Source organism: Streptomyces sp. GC420, from assembly GCF_009916105.1.
GTDB lineage: Bacteria > Actinomycetota > Actinomycetes > Streptomycetales > Streptomycetaceae > Streptomyces.
The window spans coordinates 1-6,630 of sequence record NZ_JAAAXQ010000402.1 but is presented as its reverse complement, the minus strand read 5'-3'; the positions used below and the strand labels follow the sequence as shown (position 1 = coordinate 6,630).

Below are 6,630 nucleotides of genomic sequence, written 5' to 3'. Positions count from 1 at the left end.
ACCGAGAACCCCTTCCGGCCGGAGCTGCCGCCGGGCCGCCGGGGGCCGGCGGCGGTCAGGTCTCAGGCGCGCGGAGGGGCCGTCGAGGCGCGGGCCATCAGTTCGCCGCCCACCGTCGCCACGCCGCCCTCCGGCGGCTCCTCCCCGCACGTCGCCAGCCGCCCCGCCCGCGCGCCGGCCTCCTGGAGCGGCAGCCGGACCGTGGTCAGGGCCGGCACGGCGTCGATGCTGAACGGCAGGTCGTCGAAGCCCGCCACCGACACGTCCTCCGGGATCCGCAGGCCCTTCTCGCGCAGCGCGGCGCACGCGCCCAGCGCGACCGTGTCGTTGGCGGCCAGGACCGCGGTCAGTTCCGGGTCCCTGCGCAGCAACTCCGCGGTCGACTCGTAGCCGGACGCGCGGTCGTACGGCCCGTGCACCGTGCGCAGTTCGTCCACGGGGTCGAGACCGGCCGCGGCCAGTGCCGCCCGGTGGCCCTCCAGCCGGTGCCGGGTGGTCGTCCGGTCGGCCGGCCCCGCGACGTAGCCGATGCGCCGGTGCCCCAGTTTGAGCAGGTGCTCCGTCAACCGCCGGGCGCCGCCCCTGTTGTCGAACATCAGCGCCGCGAGCACGGAGTCCTGGTCGGCGTCGTCCGGGAGCGGCGGCCGCCCCAGCAGCACGATCTTGGTGCCGCCGTCCGCGAGCCGCCGCAGCTTGGACGCCATGGCCTCGCAGTGCGCCGGATCCTCGACCGCGCCGCCGGTCAGTACGACGGCGGCGGCGCGTTGCCGCTGGAGCAGGGTCAGGTAGGTGAGTTCGCGTTCCGGGGAGCCGCCCGTGTTGCAGACGACTGCCATCTTCTCGCCGCCCGCCCGGCCCTCCGCGTCACCGATCGCGGACTGCACCGCGCCCGCCATGATCCCGAAGAAGGGGTCGGCGATGTCGTTGACGAGGATGCCGACGAGGTCCGAGGTGGCGGCTGCGAGAGAACTCGCCGGGCCGTTCAGCACGTAGTCGAGTTCGGCGACCGCGCGCAGCACCCGGTCCCGGGTCGCGGCCGCGACCGGGTAGTTGCCGTTGAGCACGCGGGAGACCGTCGCCGGTGAAACCCTCGCGCGGGCCGCCACATCGGCCAGGGTCACTGTCATGGTTCCTCCGCGCTCCTCGTCCTGCTGTCCGTAGTCGTGCTCGTAGTCGTGCTGCGCCCGGCGGGGCCGTGCGGTCGCAGGCGCGCCGCCCGCCGCCGTGTTCGCGGCGTGCGCCCGGAGACGGGGCGCAACCCGGTATGCGCGGCGTCTGCCAGCTCCGCCTCGGAGCCCGGAGCCCCCCCGTACGCCGGGTTCGCGGGGACGCCGGCCCATCGCAGGGCCCCCACATGCTCTCACCGCGCGGAACGGAGAGGCGGCGGATCCTCACACTGATCGGGCGGCTCCGGGACTTGTCCTGTCACACCACTGATCCTAGGCTCGTACGGCAAGCGCTTTCTGTGTCGCGTGTTCCACACCCGCTTTCCGCCACCGATCTGCGAGGAACCGCGCGGCGGAACCGTTTGCGGCGGCCGTGTTTCTCGCGGGTGGTCTCGGCGGTGAAGTCGAGGTCTTCGACGGCGACGGCGAGGTGGCGGCGGGCGGCGAAGCGCAGGAGGCGGGTCAGGGCGTGGCGGACCTGTGCGTCGCGGTGGCCGGTGGTGCCGGTGAGGTGGTAGTGGAACCGGTGTGGTTCGCCGGTGGGGTTGCCGTGGGTGCCGAGGCGCCGGGCGGCGAGGTGGTAGGCGTTGGTGTCCACCCGACCACGCCGTTTGCGCGTGCCGCATCCAGTGGCAGCGTCTGGACGGGTGGGATGGTCCAGGAGGCGGTGAGGTACCAGCGCCGGCGTGCGGGCGCCTTCGCCGCCGAGCACGACGGCGCGGACGCCCACTCGGCCCTGCTCTTCGCCCACGACCCCCGCAACGCGGACCCGCAGGCGATCCAACGCCTCTTACTGGTTCGTACGCCCCGAACCGATCCCGTCCGTGGCCTTCTCCTGGGCGTTCTTCGACGAGCTCGCGCTGCCCCCAGGGCGAGGCTCCTACCGCTACCGCGTGGTCGTCGCGGACGGCGCATGGGATCGGGCGCGGGCCGAGTCATACCCGAGTTCCCGCGGATGGTGACCACCAGCCCGCCCCGCGGCCGCCGCCCGACGGTTGCCGGGCACCCACACCAGCCCGGCTCACTTGTCCGCGAACAGGTCCTCGCTCCGGGACACCGTGGCGGCACGGTTCAGCCAGACGTCGAGAGCTTCGAGGTCCGTACAGGTCCTGATGCGTTCCCGATCTTCGGGCCGGACGTCGAGGCCTCGCGCATCGAGGAATCGCAGGATCGCCTCGGCCGTGCCTTCGGCCTTGCCTTCCGCCTTGCCTTCACTGCGTGCCTCGTTGAGAGCCCGCACGGCCGTTTCAGAACGGAAGAAGGAGGTCAGTGTGGACATCAGTTCTCTCCAGGTCTGCCGCGCCGGCGTGTTTCCCAGTCCGGCTTCGATGAACTCGCTGTAGTTCGTCGCCTGGTCGGCGTCGATGGTGTCGAGAGCGGAGGCCAGCGCTTTCAGTATGGCATCGGCATCCGGCCGCTTGCTGTGTGTGAGGGCCGAGAACACGGCGATCGGAACGTCCCGTGCCGCCTCCCTCGCGTCCGTGATGACGGGGGTGTTGTCGGGCCCGAGGACGAGCGGGCGTACGGTCAGGGACGGGTGACCCGGCACACCCAGCGTGATGGGGCGGGCGGCCCAGCGGGCCGTCGTGACGTCGGGACAGAGCACGATCAGCACCGGCTGGTGCCTGAACTTCGCGTGCAAATAGGACAGGTAGTAGGCCCACGCGGCGGGCTTGTCCGGATCGCGGCGCGACTGCGACTCGATGGCCAGCAGGTAGCTGCCCTGCTCCTTTGTGTTGACTTGGAGCAGGGTGTCCACTCGCCGCTCGATGGGTGCTATTTCGGTGAGGTCGGGGCTTACGACGAAAGATCTGTCGGGCTCGGGGAACGGAAGGCCCAGCAGTTGCTGCAATGCGCGGGGCATTGCTCCGGGGTCCTCCTGGAAGATCCGGTGGAGGGCCTCATGTGAGGAACTGACCATGTGACGGACGTTATTGGTGCTCTGTCGTGTGCCATTGACATTTGCCTTCCGGCTCACTCGAAGGTGCTACGGCAGTGGGCGCCGTGATGACGGGGTCGGCGTCGGCGCCGGGGGGTGCGCCCGTGGGGCCGGCCCGTGGCTCGAAGGAGGCCTCGCACGGGACTCGGACGGGCTCTGTACAGGGCTCGAGAGGGCGGCTATTTTCGAGAATAGAAAGCGCTTACTATCGCCGGCGGAGGGAACCCCAGTGACACGCAAGACGGTGCGGATCGCCATGAACGGCGTCACCGGACGGATGGGCTACCGCCAGCACCTCGTCCGCTCCCTCCTCGCCATCCGCGAGCAGGGCGGGCTGGACCTCGGGAACGGCACGGTGCTGTGGCCCGAACCGGTCCTCGTCGGCCGCCGCGAGCACGCGCTCAGGGCGCTCGCCGACCGGCACGGCCTGGACCCGGGATGCGTCTCGACCGACCTCGACGCCGTCCTCGCCGACGAGACGGTCGCCGTCTACTTCGACGCCCAGGTCACCTCCGCCCGCGAGGAGGCCGTCAAGAAGGCGATCGCCGCCGGCAAGCACGTGTACACCGAGAAGCCCACCGCCACCGGCCTCGAGGGCGCCCTGGAGCTGGCCCGGCTCGCGAAGGCCGCCGGAATCAGGCACGGCGTCGTCCAGGACAAGCTCTTCCTGCCCGGCCTGCTGAAGCTGAAGCGGCTCGTCGACGGCGGCTTCTTCGGCCGGGTCCTGTCCGTGCGCGGCGAGTTCGGCTACTGGGTCTTCGAGGGCGACTGGCAGTCCGCGCAGCGCCCGTCGTGGAACTACCGCGCCGAGGACGGCGGCGGCATCGTCGTCGACATGTTCCCGCACTGGGAGTACGTGCTGCACGAGCTGTTCGGCCGCGTGCGGTCCGTACAGGCCCTGACCGCCACGCACATCCCGCAGCGCTGGGACGAGCGGTCCAAGCCGTACGACGCCACCGCCGACGACGCCGCCTACGGCATCTTCGAGATCGAGGGCGGCGCGGTCGCCCAGATCAACTCCTCCTGGACGGTGCGCGTCAACCGCGACGAACTGGTCGAGTTCCAGGTCGACGGCACCGAGGGCTCCGCGGTCGCGGGTCTGCGCAACTGCCGGGTCCAGCACCGCTCGGCCACGCCCAAACCGATGTGGAACCCGGACATCCCCGTCACCGAGTCCTTCCGCGAGCAGTGGCAGGAGGTGCCGGACAACGGGGAGTTCGACAACGGCTTCAAGGTGCAGTGGGAACTCTTCCTCCGGCACGTCTTCCTCGACGAGCCGTACCACTGGGACCTCCTCGCGGGCGCCCGCGGAGTGCAGCTCGCCGAGCTGGGCCTGAGGTCCTCGGCCGAGGGCCGCCGCCTCGACGTGCCGGAGATCTCGCTGTGACGATCCGACTCCCGCACGCGGGCGGCGAACTCGTCACGTACACACCCCGCACCGAGCCGTCCGTGTTCAACCCCGGCGGCGCGCCCCTCGTCTCCCGTACGGTCTACTCCGCGGCCCACGTCGTCGCCGACCCGTACGCCGATGTGTCCCCCGACTCCCCTGCCGCCGTGGACTGGGACGCCACCCTCGCCTTCCGCCGCCACCTGTGGTCGCACGGGCTGGGCGTCGCCGAGGCCATGGACACCGCGCAGCGCGGCATGGGCCTCGACTGGGCCGGGGCCGCGGAACTCGTCCGCCGGTCCGCCGCCGAGGCGAAGGCGGTCGGCGGCCGGATCGCGGTCGGCGTCGGCACCGACCAGCTGACCGCCCCGGGCGCCACCCTCCAGGACGTCGTGGCGGCGTACGAGGAGCAGCTGGCGGTGGCCGAGCAGGCGGGTGCCCGGCCCATCCTCATGGCCTCCCGGGCCCTGGCCGCGGCCGCCGCCTCCCCCGACGACTACCTGGAGGTCTACGGCAGGCTGCTGCGCCAGTCCACGGAGCCCGTCATCCTGCACTGGCTGGGCCCCATGTTCGACCCCGCGCTTGACGGCTACTGGGGCTCGGCCGACCTGGACGCGGCGACCGGCACCTTCCTGGACATCATCACGGCCCACGCGGACCGCGTCGACGGCATCAAGATGTCGCTGCTCGACGCGGAGCGCGAGATCGGCGTACGCCGCCGCCTGCCGGCCGGTGTGCGCTGCTACACCGGCGACGACTTCCACTACCCCGAACTCATCGAGGGCGACGGGCGCGGCTTCAGTCACGCGCTGCTGGGCATCTTCGACCCGCTCGGCCCGCTGGCAGCCGAAGCCGTCCGGGTCCTGGACGCGGGCGACACGGGCGGCTTCCGCAAGCTCCTCGACCCGACCGTCGTACTGTCCCGCCACCTCTTCCAGGCCCCGACCCGCTTCTACAAGACGGGCGTCGTGTTCCTGGCCTGGCTCACCGGCCACCAGGACCACTTCACGATGGTCGGCGGCCTGCAGTCGGCCCGCTCGCTCCCGCACCTCGCCACGGCCTACCGGCTGGCGGACACCCTCGGCCTGTTCCCCGACCCGGCCGAGGCCGAGGCCCGGATGAAGTCCCTGCTGCGCGTGTACGGGGCCGCCCGATGAGCGATCTCGCTCGGTTCAGCATCAACCAGATGACGGTCCGGCAGCTCGGCCTGCCCGAACTCGTCACCGCCTGCGCCGACCTCGGTGTCCCCGGTGTAGGCCTGTGGCGCGAGCCCGTGCGGGAGTACGGCGTCGAGGCGGCCGCCAAGCTCGTCAGGGAGGCGGGCCTCACCGTCACCACCCTGTGCCGAGGCGGCTTTCTGACCGCCGCCGACCCGGACGGGCGGCGCCGCGCCCTGGACGACAACCGCGCCGCCGTCGACGAGGCCGCCGTCCTCGGCACCGGCACCCTGGTCCTCGTCTGCGGCGGCCTGCCGGCCGGCAGCAAGGACCTGGCCGGTGCGCGGGAACGCATCGCCGACGCCCTGGGCGAACTCGCCCCCTACGCGGGCGAGCGCGGCGTGCGCCTCGCCATCGAACCGCTGCACCCGATGTTCGCCTCCGACCGCTGTGTGGTCTCGACCCTCGGCCAGGCCCTCGACCTCGCGGAACGGTTCCCCGCCGAGCAGGTCGGCGTCACCGTGGACACGTACCACATCTGGTGGGACGACCTCGCCCCCGCGCAGGTCGCCCGCGCCGGAGCCGCCGGGCGCATCCACTCCTTCCAGCTCGCGGACTGGGTCACCCCGCTCCCGGAGGGCGTCCTCAACGGGCGCGGGCAGCTCGGCGACGGCTGCGTCGACCTGCGCGGGTGGCGCGAACGGGCCGACGCCGCGGGGTGGGCCGGCCACCCGGTCGAGGTGGAGCTCTTCAACGAGACGCTGTGGGCCCGCGACGGGCGCGAGGTCCTGGCGGAGACGGCGGCGCGGTTCCGCGAGCACGCGCTGTAACCCGCCTCCGCGGCAGGCGACGGGGGACGGGACGGCCTTCGGCCGAGTGCCGCGCCGTCCTCCGAAACCGCCGGGAAAATTTTCCGTATCCGCGTGCAACCCATTCCAGGGGTCGTCGGTCGTACTGTGCGTCGGGACTTCCGGGGAGGGA

General features: G+C 72.1%; 6 protein-coding genes and 1 pseudogene. 4 read left to right on the top strand and 3 right to left on the bottom strand.

The window, feature by feature from the left end; translation table 11 throughout:
- Positions 1 to 62: 62 nt before the first annotated feature.
- Positions 63 to 1,127 carry a LacI family DNA-binding transcriptional regulator gene (locus GUY61_RS32380; RefSeq protein WP_166633894.1) on the bottom strand — a complete coding sequence of 355 codons (1,065 nt, stop codon included), beginning with the start codon at positions 1,125 to 1,127 and terminating at the stop codon, positions 63 to 65.
- 382 nt (positions 1,128 to 1,509) lie between these two features.
- Positions 1,510 to 1,898 (bottom strand): annotated as a pseudogene (locus GUY61_RS32375) (transposase); the annotation flags it as partial.
- Here GUY61_RS32375 and GUY61_RS32370 point away from each other — a divergent pair.
- Positions 1,853 to 2,128 (top strand): DUF6807 family protein, encoded by a 276-nt coding sequence (locus tag GUY61_RS32370; protein ID WP_398957684.1) that lies wholly within the window; start codon positions 1,853 to 1,855, stop codon positions 2,126 to 2,128. The pseudogene GUY61_RS32375 and the gene GUY61_RS32370 overlap by 46 nt on opposite strands.
- Positions 2,129 to 2,187: 59 nt before the next feature.
- On the opposite strand, the gene GUY61_RS32365 is transcribed toward GUY61_RS32370, so the two are convergent.
- Positions 2,188 to 3,087: a hypothetical protein gene (locus GUY61_RS32365; RefSeq protein WP_166633893.1), complete on the bottom strand. Its 900-nt coding sequence runs from the start codon at positions 3,085 to 3,087 to the stop codon at positions 2,188 to 2,190.
- A gap of 247 nt (positions 3,088 to 3,334) precedes the next feature.
- On the opposite strand from GUY61_RS32365, the gene GUY61_RS32360 reads away from it, so the two are divergent.
- The 3 genes from GUY61_RS32360 to GUY61_RS32350 are packed head-to-tail and all read left to right on the top strand — an operon-like array spanning position 3,335 to position 6,479.
- On the top strand, positions 3,335 to 4,492 hold the full coding sequence (locus GUY61_RS32360) for a Gfo/Idh/MocA family protein (RefSeq protein ID WP_166633892.1): 1,158 nt from the start codon (positions 3,335 to 3,337) through the stop codon (positions 4,490 to 4,492).
- The gene (locus GUY61_RS32355; RefSeq protein ID WP_166633891.1) at positions 4,489 to 5,649 is read left to right on the top strand and encodes a dihydrodipicolinate synthase family protein; all 1,161 of its coding nucleotides are present in this window, start codon (positions 4,489 to 4,491) and stop codon (positions 5,647 to 5,649) included. Before GUY61_RS32360 ends, GUY61_RS32355 begins: the two co-directional genes overlap by 4 nt.
- The gene (locus GUY61_RS32350) at positions 5,646 to 6,479 is read left to right on the top strand and encodes a sugar phosphate isomerase/epimerase (protein WP_166633890.1); all 834 of its coding nucleotides are present in this window, start codon (positions 5,646 to 5,648) and stop codon (positions 6,477 to 6,479) included. The genes GUY61_RS32355 and GUY61_RS32350 overlap by 4 nt, the downstream gene beginning before the upstream one ends.
- Positions 6,480 to 6,630 lie beyond the last annotated feature (151 nt).